This is a genomic window from Limimaricola cinnabarinus, from assembly GCF_002723615.1.
Classification (GTDB): Bacteria; Pseudomonadota; Alphaproteobacteria; order Rhodobacterales; family Rhodobacteraceae; genus Limimaricola; species Limimaricola cinnabarinus_B.
On the sequence record NZ_KZ304951.1, the window covers coordinates 477,935 to 491,709 of the forward strand.

The window sequence follows — 13,775 nt, forward strand, 5'->3', positions numbered from 1 at the left end:
GGTTCTCATGGAAAGTTTCACGATCATCGACGGCATCGTCGCGCTCATCGTCGTGGTGTCGGCGCTTCTGGCCTATTCGCGCGGGCTGGTGCGCGAGGCGCTCGCCATCGCCGGCTGGATCGGCGCGACCATCCTCGCCTTCATCTTCGCCGATCAGGTGCGCCCGCTGGTGCGGCAGATCCCGGTGGTGGGCGATTTCATCGGCGACAGCTGCGAATTGTCGATCATCGCCGCCTTCGCGGTGGTCTTCGCCATCGCCCTGGTGCTGTTCTCTATCTTCACACCGGTCTTCTCGGGCGCGGTGCAGCGCTCGGCGGTGGGCGGCATCGACCAGGGCTTGGGCTTTCTCTTCGGCGTGGCGCGCGGCATCCTGCTCGTCGCGGTGGGCTTCTTCGTCTACGAGGTGATCCTCTCGGCGCAGCAGATCCCGATGGTCGAGAACAGCCGCGCGGCGGCGGTGTTCGGCCAGATCACCGAGAGGTTCTCGACCGAAGAGCCGCAGGCGGCGCTGGCCTGGGTCACGCTGCAATACGAGCAGCTCGTGGGCCTGTGCGGCACCCCCGCCTAAATCAGAGCAGCACGGCGCGGATGGCATAGGCCACCGCGCCGATCGCGCCCACGCCCAGCGCCCAGAGCGCCACGAACCAGACGATCTTCCCGAACATCAGTGATAGCCCTTCTCGGGGTCGAGCTTGCCGCGGAACACCCAGTAGGCGTAGCCCGTATAGGCGAGGATGATCGGCACCAGCACGATCGCGCCCACGAACATGAAGAGCTGGCTCTTGGCCGGCGCCGCAGCGTCCCAGATGGTGATCTCCTGCGGAATGGCCAGCGGCCAGATCGAGATACCGAGCCCCAGGAAACACAGCGCGAAAAGCGCCAGCGCCAGCAGGAAGGGCCAGGTGTCGCGCCCCTGCGCGAAGAGCGAGCGCGCCAGCAGCAGCGCGATGCCGCCGATCAGCAAGGGCACCGGCGCGGTCAGCGCGATCTGCGGCCAGCCGAACCAGCGCGCGGCATAGCCCGCCCCGAGAAACGGCGTGGCGAGGCTCACCGCGACGATGCCGACAAGCGTAGCGACGAAGAAGGCCCGCGCCATGATCCGCACCCGGTGCTGGATCTCGCCTTCGAGCTTCATGTTGAGCCAGCAGGCCCCGAGAAAGGCATAGCCCACCACCACGGCCACGCCGCACAGCACCGAGAACGGCGTCAGCCAGTCCCACCAGCCGCCCGCATAGGCCCGCCCCTCGACCTCGATGCCCTGCAAAAAGGCGCCCAGGATGATCCCCTGGGCCAGCGCCGCCGTGACCGAGCCGCCGATGAAGGCCGCGTCCCAGGACCGCTTTGAAAGCCGCGAGGTGGCGCGCCAGCGATACTCGAACGCCACGCCGCGAAAGATCAGCGCCAGCAGCATGGCGATGATCGCGGGGTAGACCGCGGGCATGATCACCGCATAGGCCAGCGGAAAGGCGGCGAAGAGCCCGCCCCCGCCCAGCACCAGCCATGTCTCGTTGCCGTCCCAGACCGGGGCGACAGAGTTCATCATGATGTCGCGGTCCTCCTTCTTGCGAAAGAAGGGGTAGAGGATGCCGATGCCGAGGTCGAAACCGTCGAGCACGACATAGACGAAGACCGAAAAGGCCAGCAGAAAGGCCCAGGCCACGGTGAGGTCGATCGAGTAGAACATCACGATGTCTCCGGTGCGATGTCACGGCCGCTTTCGCGCATCTGCCGCTCGGGGGTGATGCCGGATGTGCGGATCGGTCCCGGCTCGACCCTCACGCCGCGCTCGCCCAGCGCCGGGGCGTGGTGCATGAGTTTGAGGATATAGGCCACGCCCGCGCCGAAGATGACGAAGTAGATCACCACGAAGGCGATGAGCGAGGTGCCGACCGCGCTGGCCGCCAGCGGCGAATGCGCCTCCGCCGTCCTGAGCGCGCCATAGACGACATAGGGCTGCCGCCCGACCTCGGTGGTGATCCAGCCGGCGATGACCGCGACGAGACCCGAAGGCCCCATCACCAGCGCCGCCCGGTGCAGCCATCCGGCCTCATAGAGCCGCCCGCGGAACCGCGCCCAGAGCGACCACAGCCCGACGCCCATCATCGCGAAACCAAGCCCCACCATGATGCGGAACGACCAGAACACGATGGCCACGGGCGGCTGATCCTCGCGCGGGATGGTGTCGAGCCCGTCGAGCGGCGCGTCGAGGTGATGCTTGAGGATCAGCGAGGAGACCTTCGGTATGCCGATGGCGTATTTCAGCTCCTGCGCCTCCTGATCGGGAATGCCGAAGAGATAGAGCGGCGCGCCGTCGGGGTGGCTTTCGAAATGCCCCTCCATCGCCATGACCTTGGCGGGCTGATGCTCCAGCGTGTTGAGCCCGTGCATGTCGCCCAGGAAGATCTGCAGCGGCGCCACGATCGCGGCCATCCACATCGCCATGGAGAACATGATCCTGACGCCGGGGTTCTTCTTGTTGCCGCGCAGCAGGTGCCACGCCCCCACGCCGCCGACGATGAAGGCGGTGGTGAGATAGGCCGCCGTCAGCGTGTGCGCGAGGCGGTAGGGGAAGGAGGGGTTGAAGATGATCTCCCACCAGTCCTCGGGCACGAACTGGCCGTTCTCGGCGATGGCGAAGCCCTGCGGCGTCTGCATCCAGGAGTTCACCGACAGGATCCAGGTGGCCGAGATCGCGGTGCCGACCGCGACCATCAGGCAGGCGAACATGTGCAGGCCGGGGCCGACCTTGTCGCGCCCGAAGATCATGATCCCGAGGAAACCGGCTTCAAGGAAGAAGGCGGTCAGCACCTCATAGGCCATGAGCGGCCCGATCACCGGCCCGGCGATGTCGGAAAAGACCGACCAGTTGGTGCCGAACTGGTAGGACATGGTGATGCCCGAGACGACGCCCATGGCGAAGGTGATGGCGAAGATCTTCAACCAGTACTTGAACAGCCTCAGATAGGCCTCGTCCTTGCGCCACAGGTAGAGGCCGTTGAGCACGGCGAGAAAGCTCGCCAAGCCGATGGAAAACGCCGGAAAGATGAAGTGAAAGGCGACCGTGAAGCCGAACTGCATCCGCGCCAGCATGACCGCGTCGAAGCCGAGAAAGGTGTCCATGGGCAAGGTTCCTTCTGCCTTGCCCCAGACTTAAGCGCCTCTGCCGCGCAGGCAACGCGACATCTCGCCCACCGGGGCGGACGCGACAACGTGACCGCCGATTGCGCCTCGCATCTTGCATCGGCCCGCGCGACAGGGCATTGGGCGACCCGACGGAAAGGATGATATGATCCTTTCGTGACAGTCGGACGCGGAGGTCTTACACGGGCCCCGCAACGCACCGGATTCGGAGCCAGCCAGATGCGCGATTTCCCCGCCCACCCCTTCGATGATGACAAGCTCAAGGAGGAATGCGGCGTGTTCGGCGTCATCGGCGTCGCGGATGCCGCGAGCTTCCTCGCCCTCGGCCTGCACGCGCTGCAGCATCGCGGCCAGGAAGCCGCGGGCATGGTCACCCATGATGCCGAGGCCGGCTTCTGCTCGGCCCGCCGCATGGGCTATGTGCGCGACAACTTCACCTCGCGCGAGGTGCTCGACACCCTGCCCGGCACGCTCGGGATCGGCCATGTCCGCTACTCGACCTCGGGCCACAAGGGCCAGACCGCGATCCGCGATGTGCAGCCCTTCTTCGGCGAATTTTCGATGGGCGGCGCCGCCGTCGCCCATAACGGCAACCTGACCAATGCCGCGACGCTGCGCCGCGAGCTGATCGAGCGCGGCTCGATCTTCCAGTCCTCCTCGGACACCGAATGCATCATCCACCTGATGGCGCGCTCGATGGGCCGGTCGATCCCCGACCGCATGGAAGAGGCGCTGCGCAAATGCGAGGGCGCCTTCTCGATCGTGGCGATGACCCGCACCAAGCTCATTGGCTGCCGCGACGCGCTGGGCGTGCGGCCCCTGGTGCTGGGCCGGCTGGGCGATGGCTGGGTGCTGTCCTCGGAGACCTGCGCGCTCGACATCGTCGGCGCGGAGTTCGTGCGCGAGATCGAGCCGGGCGAGATGGTGGTGATCACCTCGAAGGGCGTCGAAAGCAACTTTCCCTTCAAGAACCGCGCCTCGCGCTTCTGCCTGTTCGAGCATGTCTATTTCTCGCGTCCCGACAGCATCCTCGGCGGCCGCTCTGTCTATGAGACGCGCCGCCAGATCGGCGTCGAGCTGGCGCGAGAGGCGCCCGTCGAGGCCGATCTCGTCTGCCCGGTGCCGGATTCGGGCACGCCTGCGGCGATCGGCTACAGCCATGAAAGCGGTATCCCCTACGGCATGGGGATCATCCGCAACCAGTATATGGGCCGGACCTTCATCGAGCCCTCCGAGCAGATCCGCAACATGGGCGTGCGGCTCAAGCTCAACGTCAACCGCGCGCTCATCCGCGGCAAGCGGGTGATCCTCGTCGACGACTCGGTGGTGCGCGGCACCACCTCGCGCAAGATCAAGGAGATGATCCTCGACGCGGGCGCGGCGGAGGTGCATTTCCGCATCGCCTCCCCGCCGACGGCCTGGCCCTGCTTTTACGGCGTCGACACGCCCGAGCGCGAAAAGCTGCTCGCCAGCCACATGAGCGAAGAGGAGATGCGCCGCCATCTCGATGTCGACAGCCTGAAATTCATCACCCTCGACGGGCTCTACCGCGCGGTCGGCGTCGCCGAGGGGCGCGATCCGCAAAAGCCGCGCTACTGCGACGCCTGCTTCTCGGGCGATTACCCGGTGGTGCCCGCCGACATGATCGAAAAGGGCTTCCAGCTCAAGACCGCGGCCGAATAGCCCATAAGGTCAAGGGCCGGGCGGCGCCGTGTCATCGGACGCGCTGCCCGGCCTTGCCGTCTCTCCGGCAAAGGCCGCTTCGAGGCCCGCGACCTCCACCTTGCCCATTTCCATCAGCGCCTGCGCGACGCGGCCCGCGGCATCGCGATCGGCCTGCGACAGAAGCTGTGGCAGGGCCTGCGGCAGGATCTGCCAGGACAGGCCGAACCTGTCGCGCAGCCAGCCGCAGCGCCCCCCTTCGCCCCCCTCGGCCAGCAGCGCGGCCCAGAGCCGGTCGATCTCGGCCTGACCCCGCGCGAGGATCGAAATCGGCACGGCCTCGGTGAGCCGAAGATGCGGGCCCGCATTGAGCGCGACATAGCCGATGCCGCCAAGGGTGAATTCGACCACGCTCGCATGCGGATCGGCCTCCGAGCGCATCACCCGGTCGATCCGGCTGTCCGGCAGGAGCGAGACGTAGAACCGCGCCGCCTCTTCGCCTTGGGTATAGAACCAAAGGCAGATCCTTTGCGTGTTTCCATGCATCAAAGCCGCCCTCCCCGGTCCCGGTGAGAGAGGTAGTGCACAAGCGGACCCTGTCTCCTTTTCGCGGCGCTTTCGCGGCCGCCGCGCCGCCTATCGCCTGCGCTGCTGCAGCGAAGACCAGACCGCGCGCGCGCTCAGCACGGCCAGCGTCGTCTTGACGATCTTGCCCACGAGGAAGGGCACGGCGCCGGTCATCACCGCCTCACCGATCGTCACCGGGGTCGTGATGGCGAGCCAGCTCACCCCCGGCACCAGCAGGGCCAGGGAAGGCAGGAAGGCCGCGAGGAACAGCAGGCCGAAGCTGCCGCGCCCCCAGCGCCGGACGAGCCAGGCCGTGAGCCAGGCCATGCCGACGAAGCCCCACAGATAGCCCGCTGTCGGCCCGTAGAGCGCGGCCATGCCGCTGCCGCCGCCGGCGAAGACGGGCAGGCCCACCGCCCCGAGCGCCAGATAGGCGAGCAGTGCCAGCGCCGCCAGCCGCGGCGCGCAGAGCAGGCCGACGATCGAGACGGCCAGCGTTTGCAGAGACATCGGCACGGGGTACATCGGAACGTCGATCTGCGCCCCGAGACCGACCAGCAGCGCCCCCGCCAATGCCGCGCCCAACGTCATGGCAGCCCCCTGCCCCGACGCGGCAGCCGTCGCATTGAATGGTGGTGACATGGTCTGTCATCCTTTCGTTCGTCCGCTTTGCGCCGGTCATCCATAAGCTCGGCTCATCATCCCGCCTCATGGCCTTCGCGGTCAACGTCGAAGCCCTTGCCGGGGCGGGGATAATGCTTCAAATGCGATATATGTCCGACCCGCGCCCCGCTCCCGCCGCCTCCGCGCGCTTCGACCGCATCCTCGTGCTGTGCACCGGGCGCTGCGGTTCGACGACGCTCGCGCGCGCCTGCGCGCATCTGGAGAACTGGAGCGTCGCGCATGAAAGCCGCAGCCATCTCACCGGCCCCGCGCGGCTCGACTTTCCGCCCCGGCATATCGAGATCGACAACCGGCTGAGCTGGTTTCTGGGCCGGATCGCGCGCGATATCGGCGACGCGGCGGGCTATGTCCACCTCAGGCGCGACCCCGAAGCGGTGGCGCAGAGCTTCGCGCGCCGCGCGAACCAGGGCATCCTGCGCGCCTACCGGCAGGACATCCTGACCCATACCCGCTGGCGCCAGCCCAAATCGAGCCTGATCGCGCAATGCCGCGATCATGTCGACACGGTCACCGCCAATATCGAGGCCTTCATGGCCACGCGGCAGCACCGGCTGACGATCCATCTCGAAGAGATCGAGACGGGCTTCGACCGGCTGTGCGACTGGATCGACGCGAGGGGCGATCTCGACGCCGCGCGCGCCGAACTGGCGCGCCGCCACAACGCATCCACAGGAGACCCCGCGGCATGACCGACACCGCCCTGCCCGTTCTGATCACCGGCGCCAGCCGCGGCCTTGGCGCCGCTCTGGCCGAGGCGCTGGCGCCCGGCCGCCACATCATCGCCGTGGGCCGCACCACCGGCGCGCTCGAGGAACTCGACGACCGCATCCGCGCCGCGGGCGGCCAGGCGACGCTGGCGCCGATGGACATCACCGTCGCGGAGGCGATGCAGCAGCTCTGCCGCTCGATCCATGACCGCTGGGGCGGGGTCGGCCTCTGGCTGCACACGGCGATCCATGCCGGTCCGCTGGCACCCGCCTCGCATCTCGCCGAAAAGGATCTCGACAGCTCGATCGCGGTGAACCTGCGCGCGACGGCCCGGCTCATCGCCTATGTCGCGCCGCTCTTGGGCCAATCGGGCCGTGCGGTGTTCTTCGACGATCCGCAGGGCGGCGAGAAGTTCTTCGGCCATTACGGCACCACCAAATCCGCGCAGATGGCGCTGGTGCGCTCCTGGCGGGCCGAAAGCCTGAAGACCGGCCCCGATGTGCGCATCCTTTGCCCGCGCCCGATGCCGACAGCCACCCGCGCGCGCTTTTATCCCGGCGAGGATCGCGCGCCGCTGGCGGATATCCGCGCGGAGGCGGCCCGGCTGCTGCCCGAGATCCTCGAAGGCTGAGACGAAAACGCCGAGGCGAAACCGGGCGTGTCGCGCCCGTCATGTCCCGCGGCGTGCCGGAATGCTTGCCGCCCTTCTGCCGCTCCCGTAACAAGGGGCCAAAGGGGGCGGCATGCGTATTCTGGTTACAAATGACGACGGCATCAACGCACCGGGGCTGAAGGTGCTCGAGGAGATCGCCGCCGAGATCGCGGGCCCATCGGGCGAGGTCTGGGTGGTGGCGCCCGCCTTCGAGCAATCGGGCGTGGCGCATTGCATCTCCTACACCCATCCCACGATGATCGCCGAGCTTGGCCCGCGCCGCTTCGCGGCCGAGGGCAGCCCGGCCGATTGCGTCATGGCGGGGCTGCACGACGTGCTGGCCGACGGACGGCCCGACCTCGTTCTTTCGGGCGTCAACCGCGGCAACAACGCCGCCGAGAACGCCATGTATTCGGGCACCATCGGCGGCGCGATGGAGGCGGCGCTGCACGGGCTGCCCGCGATCGCGCTGTCGCAGTTCTACGGGCCGCGCAATGCCCGGGCGGACGACCCGTTCGAGGCGGCGCGTCAGCACGGGGCCGCCACGGTACGGCGGCTGCTCGATCACGGCATATGGGATGCCGAGGCTGATTACCGGCTGTTCTACAACGTCAATTTCCCGGCCCTGCCCGGCGCGGAGGTGCGCGGGCTCAAGGTCGGGCGGCAGGGCTTCCGGCGCGAGACCTCGTTCGGCGTCGAGCCGCATGTCTCGCCCTCGGGGCGGCGCTTTCTTTGGGTCAAGGGCGGACGACAGGACATTCCCACCGGCCCCGGCACCGATGCGCAGGACAATCTCGACGGCTACATCTCGGTCGTGCCGATGCGCGCGGACCTGACCGCGCATGACGCGCTCGACGCCGTCACCGCCGCGCTCGGAGATGCCGTGGAATGAGCTTCGACGCCGATGCCAAGATGAAGTTCCTCTACGCGCTGCGGTCGCACGGCGTGACGGAGGCGCGCGTGCTCGACGCGATGGAGAAGATCGACCGCGCCCGCTTCGTCAAGGGTCTCTTCGCCGAGCGCGCCTATGCCGACATGCCGCTGCCCATCGCCTGCGGCCAGACCATCAGCCAGCCCTCGGTGGTGGCGCTGATGACCCAGGCGCTCGACGTGCAGCCGCGCGACAAGGTGCTCGAGGTGGGCTGCGGCTCGGGCTACCAGGCCGCGATCCTGAGCCTGCTGGCGCGGCGCGTCTACACCATCGACCGGTTTCGCAGCCTCGTCGCCGAGGCGCGCGCGACCTTCGCCGAGCTGGACCTGCCCAACATCACCGCGATCACCGCCGACGGCTCGCATGGCCTGCCCGAACAGGCCCCCTTCGACCGCATCATCGTGACCGCCGCGGCCGAAGACCCGCCCGGTCCGCTCTTGGCCCAGCTTCGGGTGGGCGGTATCATGGTGCTTCCCGTGGGCCAGTCGGACACGGTGCAGAGCCTGATCCGGGTGACGCGGAGCGAGACCGGCTTCGAGTACGAAGAGCTGCGCGCGGTGCGCTTCGTGCCGCTCGTCGAAGGGCTCGGACAGGACTGAGACCGGGCCGCGGGCCCGACACAAGAGAACCCCCGGAGAATACGGGGGCCAAGGGATACGAGGACAGATCGATGCAGAACACATCACTCCGCCGCGCGTGGCGCCTGCTGTCTTGCTCCACCGCGCTGGCGCTGGTCGCGGCCTGCGCCGAGCCCTTCGACCCCGATCTGCGCGACATGGGCAACGGCTTCGACACCTCGGCCGCGGCGCTCAACCCCGCGCCGCGTCCGCGCCCAGACGACCGCGGCGTGATCTCCTATCCCAACTACCAGGTCGCCGTCGCGCGCGAGGGCGACACGGTCGTTTCGCTGGCCTCCCGGCTCGGCCTCGAAGCCGGGGCCATCGCGCGCTACAATGGCATCTCGCCCGACAGCGCGCTGCGCAGCGGCGAGGTGATCGCCCTGCCGAGCCGCGTGGCCGAGCCCTCGCCCGCGACCGGCGCGCAGACCACCGGCCCGATCACGCCGAGCAACCCGCCCGCCAGCGCCGGGCGGATCGACGTCACGACCCTCGCCGGGGCCGCGATCGACCGCGCCGCGCCGCAGACCCGCCCCTCGGCGCAGACGAGCCCCGCCGCCGCGCCGCAGACCCCGGCCGCCAGCGCCACCGCCAGCTCGCTCCCCTCGGCGGCGCGCAGCCTGCCCAGCGGGCAGGAGCCGGTGCGCCACCAGGTCGGGCGCGGCGAGACCGCCTATTCCGTGGCGCGGCTCTACAACGTGCCGGTGCGCAGCCTCGCGGAATGGAACGGCCTCGGCCCGGATCTCGCGGTGCGCGAGGGGCAGTTCCTGCTGATCCCGCCGGGCGGCACGGCGCAGGCCGCGCCTTCGGCCCCCGCCGCCGTCACCGCCCCCGGCTCGGGCAGCCCGACCCCGACGCCGCCCTCCGCCGCAGCACCGCTGCCCGAGGAGCGCCCCGCACCCGTCGCGCAGGCCCCAGCGCCGCAGGAGAGCCAGGCCGCCGCGCGGGAGCCCGCGCCCGCGCCCGCCCCCGCGCCCCAGCCCGTGGCCGAGCAGGCGGCGCCCAAGGCATCGGCCATGGCGATGCCCGCGCAGGGCAGCATCATCCGCGCCTATGCCAAGGGCCGCAATGACGGCATCGACATCGGCGCGCCCGCCGGCAGCGCCGTCAAGGCCGCCGCCGCCGGCACCGTCGCCGCGATCACCACCAATACCGAAGGCATCCAGATCGTGGTGATCCGCCACCCCGACGAACTGCTTACCGTCTATACCCATGTGGTGGACCTCACGGTCGAGCGCGGCGCCAGCGTCAGCAAGGGCCAGACCATCGGCAAGGTGAAGGCGGGCGATCCCAGCCTGCTGCATTTCGAGGTGCGCAAGGGCATGGAGAGCCAGGACCCGACCAACTACCTGCCCTGATCGAAACGATGCCATGAACGACGAAGGGCCGCCCCGAGGGCGGCCCTTTTCGATTTCGAAGCCAAGGCCATGTCAGCCGATCTTCACGCCTTCGCGGCCCGCCAGATCGGTGAAGAACTGCCAAGCGACGCGGCCCGAGCGGCCGCCGCGCGTGGCCTGCCATTCGATCGCCTCGGCGCGCAGGCGCGCCTCGTCGATCTCCAGATCGAAGGCGTCGCAATAGCCGCGGATCATCGACAGGAAGGCATCCTGATCGCAGGGGTGGAAGCCGAGCCAGAGGCCGAAGCGATCCGAGAGCGAGACCTTTTCCTCGACCGCCTCGGAGGGGCTGATCGCGGTGGAGCGTTCGTTCTCGATCATGTCGCGCGGCATCAGGTGGCGGCGGTTCGAGGTGGCATAGAGCACCACGTTCTCGGGCCGCCCCTCGATCCCGCCATCCAGCACCGCCTTGAGCGATTTGTAATGCGCATCGTCATGGCCGAAGGAGAGGTCGTCGCAAAACAGCACGAAGCGCTGCGGCGCGCCGCGCAGCATGGCAAGGCAGCGGTCGATCGAGGCAAGATCCTCGCGCTGCACCTCGACGATCTTGAGCTGCGCAAACTCCGGCTCGAGCGCGCCATGCACCGCCTTGACGAGGCTCGACTTGCCCATGCCGCGCGCGCCCCACAGGAGCGCGTTGTTGGCGGGCAGGCCTTGGGCGAAACGGCGCGTGTTGGCCAGAAGCATGTCGCGCGCCCGGTCGATGCCCACCAGGAGATCGAGATCGACCCGGGCCACCTTCGGCACCGGCACCAGCCGGTCGGGATCGGGCTGCCACATATAGGCCGGCGCCTCGCCCAGCGACGGGGCGGACTGCGGGGCCGGGCTCATCCGCTCAAGGGCCGCCGCGATGCGTTCGAGCGCATCATCGCTCATTTCTGCGCCTCCTCGTCCTCGTCCTCATCCTCGATCCACAGACCCTCGGCCCGCAGTTGCGCCTCGCGCTTCTTCTCGACCCGCGCGACGAGCAGGATGGACACCTCGTAGAGGCCGTAGACCACGGTGAAGAGGATCACCTGGCTTACCACGTCGGGCGGGGTGGCGATGGCCGCGAGCAGCAGGATCGCCACCATGGCGTATTTGCGAACGCCCGCGAGCCCCTTGGCCGAAACGAGCCCCGCCTTGCCCATCAGCGTCAGCAGCACGGGCAGCTGGAAGCACAGCCCGAAGGCGACGATGAACTTGATGGTCAGCGCCAGATAGGCCTGCGCCGAGCCCTGAAAGGCGATGCCGGCCACGGCGGTCTCGGCCTCGGGCCCCTCGACGAGGCTGCCGGGCTGCTGGAAGCCGAGGAAGAAGTCGAAGGCCAGCGGCGTGACGACGTAATAGGCGAAGGCCGCGCCGAGGAAGAACATGAAGGGCGAGGCGATCATGAAGGGCAGGAAGGCGCCCTTCTCCGACTTGTAGAGCCCCGGCGCCACGAAGCGCCACATCTGGTGCGAGATGACCGGAAAGGCCAGCACCAGCCCGCCCAGCATCGAGATCGACACCGCGACGAAGAAGCCCTCCTGCAGCGCGATCAGGATCAGGCCGCAATCCTCCTGCCCGCGCACGGCCATGGCCGTGCACAGGGGCCGCGTCAGGAAATCGAAGATCGGGTTCCAGACGGTGAAGCAGATGACCATGCCCGCCACGAAGGCGAGCACGGAGCGGATCAGCCGCGTGCGCAGCTCGGCCAGATGCTCGATCAGCGGCGCCGAGCTGTCCTCGATCTCGTCCACGGGGCTCATGGTGTCGTGTCATCCTTTCGCGCGGGCGCGGTCTCGTCCAGCGGCTCGGCCGGGGCGCTGATCGGTTCGGACTTGGCGGCGGGCCTCGGCGCAGGGGTCGGTTCCGGCTCGAAATCCGGCTCCAGATCGGCCAGCTCCTCGTCGGTCGGCGCCATGGTCTCGCGCGCCTGCCGGTCGGTCGCGGCCTGTGCCGTCGCCTGTTCGATCTTGCTGCGGTTTTCGGCGCGCTCCTGCGAGAGCGTCTCGCGGCCCTCGCCCGGCTTGAAGTTCTTCTTCAGCGCGTCGGTGCCAAAGCCCTTGGGATCGGCCGCGGCCTTGATCGTCTTTTGAATGTCGCGCACGCCGCTTTCATCGGCGGCATCCTCCATCGCGCGGGAAAACTCGCGCGCCATGGCCTTGGCCTTGCCGGTGAAGCGGCCGATTTCGCGGAACATCCCCGGCAGGTCCTTGGGGCCGACCACGATCAGCGCCACGACCCCGATCAGCAGAAGCTCGCTCCAGCCCAGATCGAACATCTCGGTCCATCCTGTCTCGGGTTACACCCGGTCCTTGTCCTCGGCGGCATGCGGCCGGGTTTCGGGCTCGTGCACGGTGCCGGCCTCGTTGATGGTCTTCGACTGGTCGTCGATTTCCTTCTTGCCGTCATCGACGCCGCGCTTGAAGGCGGTGATGCCCTTGCCGACCTCGCCCATCAGCGAGGAAATCTTGCCGCGGCCGAACAGCACCAGCACCACGACGGCAATCAGTAGAAGGCCCGGAAGGCCGATATTGTTGAGCATGGCGTCTCTCCCATCCCGGCGGCCCCGACGGAGCCGCGCCCTTGTCTCTCAGCCCCCAGATACGCGCCCGCCGCCCCGGGTGAAAGGCCCTGCGCCGCAATCTGCTGGCACGGGGCCGCTTTTCTTGACATGAAGTTGTCAGTTGACGCTTTTTTGTCAGGAGAGAGCCATGCCCCGCGCCGACCGCCTCGTGGAGATGATCCGCATCCTGCGCGACGGGCGGCTGCACCGGGCCGAGGATCTGGCCGAGCGGTTGGGCACCTCGGCCAGGACGATCTACCGCGACATGGACCGGCTGATCGCCTCCGGCGTGCCGATCGAGGGGCGCCGTGGCCTTGGCTACCGCGCCACGGCTGCGGTAACGCTGCCGCCGCTCAACCTCACCATGACAGAGCTCGAAGCGCTGCATCTGGGGCTGGCGGCGGTGGCGCAGGCCGAGGATGCGGAGCTGCGGGCCGCCGCGCGGTCTCTTTCGGCGCGGATCGACGCCGTGCTGCCGGAGGACCGCGACCGCGCCCGCGGCTGGAGCTTTGCCACGCCGCCCCTGGGGGATGCGATCGCGGGGTTTCGGCACATGGCCTCGCTGCGCGCCGCGATCCGGGCGCGGCAGAAGATCCGGGTCACGCTGCGCGGCACGGACCAGCCGCAGGTGCTGCGCCCGCTCCGGCTCGATTACTGGGGTCGGGTCTGGACGCTGGCGGGATGGAGCGAGACGGCGCGCGATTTCGCCGAGATCCGCGTCGACCGGATCACCGAGCTGCGCGTTCTGCCGCAGCTTTTCGTCGATGAGCCGGGGCGGATGCTCGCGGATCTGGAAACCGGGCGCGGGTCTTCGGCGTCGTGATTTGCGTATTTGGAGAAAGATGAAAGGAGGGGCGCGCCCCATGGTTCATCTTTCCTCAAATAC

At 68.6% G+C, this 13,775-nt stretch carries 17 protein-coding genes; 8 read left to right on the forward strand and 9 right to left on the reverse strand.

Features of this window, described 5'->3' with window-relative positions:
* The first annotated feature begins 7 nt into the window (after positions 1–7).
* Positions 8–568, forward strand: coding sequence for a CvpA family protein (locus CJ301_RS02280; RefSeq protein WP_099273767.1), 561 nt, complete (start codon positions 8–10; stop codon positions 566–568).
* A 1-nt stretch (position 569) separates the two neighbouring features.
* Here CJ301_RS02280 and CJ301_RS02285 read toward each other — a convergent pair whose 3' ends face one another.
* The 3 genes from CJ301_RS02285 to CJ301_RS02295 are packed head-to-tail and all read right to left on the reverse strand — an operon-like array spanning position 570 to position 3,120.
* Positions 570–665 carry a DUF2474 domain-containing protein gene (locus CJ301_RS02285; RefSeq protein ID WP_099273770.1) on the reverse strand — a complete coding sequence of 32 codons (96 nt, stop codon included), beginning with the start codon at positions 663–665 and terminating at the stop codon, positions 570–572.
* On the reverse strand, positions 665–1,684 hold the full coding sequence (gene cydB / locus CJ301_RS02290; RefSeq protein WP_099273772.1) for a cytochrome d ubiquinol oxidase subunit II: 1,020 nt from the start codon (positions 1,682–1,684) through the stop codon (positions 665–667). Before cydB ends, CJ301_RS02285 begins: the two co-directional genes overlap by 1 nt.
* A complete protein-coding gene (locus tag CJ301_RS02295) occupies positions 1,684–3,120 on the reverse strand; it encodes a cytochrome ubiquinol oxidase subunit I (protein ID WP_099273774.1) in 1,437 nt (478 codons plus the stop codon). Before CJ301_RS02295 ends, cydB begins: the two co-directional genes overlap by 1 nt.
* Positions 3,121–3,360: 240 nt before the next feature.
* Here CJ301_RS02295 and purF point away from each other — a divergent pair, with 240 nt between their 5' ends.
* Positions 3,361–4,824, forward strand: a complete 1,464-nt coding sequence (gene purF / locus CJ301_RS02300) for an amidophosphoribosyltransferase (protein ID WP_099273776.1) — start codon at positions 3,361–3,363, stop codon at positions 4,822–4,824.
* A gap of 9 nt (positions 4,825–4,833) precedes the next feature.
* Here the strand turns inward: purF and CJ301_RS02305 are convergent, their stop codons facing one another.
* Together CJ301_RS02305 and CJ301_RS02310 are read right to left on the reverse strand one after the other, a co-directional pair.
* Complete coding sequence (locus tag CJ301_RS02305) at positions 4,834–5,349, reverse strand: VOC family protein (protein ID WP_099273778.1); 516 nt, start codon at positions 5,347–5,349, stop codon at positions 4,834–4,836.
* Between the two features lie 90 nt (positions 5,350–5,439).
* Positions 5,440–6,012: a biotin transporter BioY gene (locus CJ301_RS02310; protein WP_099273780.1), complete on the reverse strand. Its 573-nt coding sequence runs from the start codon at positions 6,010–6,012 to the stop codon at positions 5,440–5,442.
* Between the two features lie 131 nt (positions 6,013–6,143).
* On the opposite strand from CJ301_RS02310, the gene CJ301_RS02315 reads away from it, so the two are divergent.
* The 5 genes from CJ301_RS02315 (at position 6,144) to CJ301_RS02335 (ending at position 10,320) form a co-directional block, all read left to right on the forward strand.
* The gene (locus tag CJ301_RS02315; protein ID WP_099273782.1) at positions 6,144–6,743 is read left to right on the forward strand and encodes a hypothetical protein; all 600 of its coding nucleotides are present in this window, start codon (positions 6,144–6,146) and stop codon (positions 6,741–6,743) included.
* Positions 6,740–7,393, forward strand: coding sequence for an SDR family NAD(P)-dependent oxidoreductase (locus CJ301_RS02320; RefSeq protein ID WP_099273784.1), 654 nt, complete (start codon positions 6,740–6,742; stop codon positions 7,391–7,393). The genes CJ301_RS02315 and CJ301_RS02320 overlap by 4 nt, the downstream gene beginning before the upstream one ends.
* A 112-nt stretch (positions 7,394–7,505) precedes the next feature.
* Positions 7,506–8,306 (forward strand): 5'/3'-nucleotidase SurE, encoded by an 801-nt coding sequence (gene surE, locus CJ301_RS02325; RefSeq protein WP_099273786.1) that lies wholly within the window; start codon positions 7,506–7,508, stop codon positions 8,304–8,306.
* Positions 8,303–8,944, forward strand: coding sequence for a protein-L-isoaspartate(D-aspartate) O-methyltransferase (locus CJ301_RS02330; protein ID WP_099273788.1), 642 nt, complete (start codon positions 8,303–8,305; stop codon positions 8,942–8,944). Before surE ends, CJ301_RS02330 begins: the two co-directional genes overlap by 4 nt.
* A gap of 71 nt (positions 8,945–9,015) precedes the next feature.
* Positions 9,016–10,320, forward strand: coding sequence for a LysM peptidoglycan-binding domain-containing M23 family metallopeptidase (locus CJ301_RS02335; protein ID WP_099273791.1), 1,305 nt, complete (start codon positions 9,016–9,018; stop codon positions 10,318–10,320).
* 72 nt (positions 10,321–10,392) lie between these two features.
* On the opposite strand, the gene CJ301_RS02340 is transcribed toward CJ301_RS02335, so the two are convergent.
* Genes CJ301_RS02340 through CJ301_RS02355 form a run of 4 tightly spaced genes read right to left on the reverse strand, consistent with a single transcriptional unit; the run spans position 10,393 to position 12,868 of the window.
* Positions 10,393–11,235, reverse strand: coding sequence for an ATP-binding protein (locus CJ301_RS02340; protein WP_099273793.1), 843 nt, complete (start codon positions 11,233–11,235; stop codon positions 10,393–10,395).
* On the reverse strand, positions 11,232–12,089 hold the full coding sequence (gene tatC / locus CJ301_RS02345; protein ID WP_099273795.1) for a twin-arginine translocase subunit TatC: 858 nt from the start codon (positions 12,087–12,089) through the stop codon (positions 11,232–11,234). The genes CJ301_RS02340 and tatC overlap by 4 nt, the downstream gene beginning before the upstream one ends.
* The gene (tatB, locus tag CJ301_RS02350; protein ID WP_099273797.1) at positions 12,086–12,604 is read right to left on the reverse strand and encodes a Sec-independent protein translocase protein TatB; all 519 of its coding nucleotides are present in this window, start codon (positions 12,602–12,604) and stop codon (positions 12,086–12,088) included. Before tatB ends, tatC begins: the two co-directional genes overlap by 4 nt.
* 21 nt (positions 12,605–12,625) lie before the next feature.
* Positions 12,626–12,868, reverse strand: coding sequence for a twin-arginine translocase TatA/TatE family subunit (locus CJ301_RS02355; RefSeq protein ID WP_099273799.1), 243 nt, complete (start codon positions 12,866–12,868; stop codon positions 12,626–12,628).
* Positions 12,869–13,037: 169 nt separating this feature from the next.
* On the opposite strand from CJ301_RS02355, the gene CJ301_RS02360 reads away from it, so the two are divergent.
* The gene (locus tag CJ301_RS02360) at positions 13,038–13,712 is read left to right on the forward strand and encodes a helix-turn-helix transcriptional regulator (protein WP_099273801.1); all 675 of its coding nucleotides are present in this window, start codon (positions 13,038–13,040) and stop codon (positions 13,710–13,712) included.
* The last annotated feature ends 63 nt before the right edge of the window (positions 13,713–13,775 follow it).